The sequence below is a fragment of the Micromonospora sp. C51 genome (assembly GCF_018070435.1).
In the GTDB taxonomy this organism is placed as follows: Bacteria; Actinomycetota; Actinomycetes; order Mycobacteriales; family Micromonosporaceae; genus Micromonospora; species Micromonospora sediminimaris.
In genome coordinates this window covers 1-406 of sequence record NZ_JAGPXQ010000104.1, presented here as the reverse complement: position 1 = coordinate 406, position 406 = coordinate 1, and the positions used below count along the sequence as shown (strand labels likewise).

General features: G+C 89.4%; 1 protein-coding gene. It reads left to right on the top strand.

Annotated elements, in window-relative coordinates:
• Positions 1-406: hypothetical protein (locus tag KBX50_RS33930; RefSeq protein ID WP_210941672.1), on the top strand; the 406-nt coding region annotated here is incomplete at both ends.

Genomic DNA, 406 nt, shown 5'->3' with positions numbered 1-406 from the left:
GCCTCGCCCCGCTGGCGCCCCGCTGGCGCCGCCCAGCGCCGCCCAGCCTCGCCCCGCTGGCGCCGCCCAGCGCCGCCCAGCCTCGCCCCGCTGGCGCCGCCGCTGGCGCCGCCCAGCGCCGCCCAGCCTCGCCCCGCTGGCGCCCCGCTGGCGCCGCCCAGCGCCGCCCAGCCTCGCCCCGCTGGCGCCCCGCTGGCGCCCCGCTGGCGCCGCCCAGCGCCGCCCAGCCTCGCCCCGCTGGCGCCCCGCTGGCGCCGCCCAGCGCCGCCCAGCCTCGCCCCGCTGGCGCCGCCCAGCCTCGCCCCGCTGGCGCCCCGCTGGCGCCGCCCAGCGCCGCCCCGCCTCGCCCCGCTGGCGCCGCCCAGCGCCGCCCCGCCTCGCCCCGCTGGCGCCCCGCTGGCGCCGC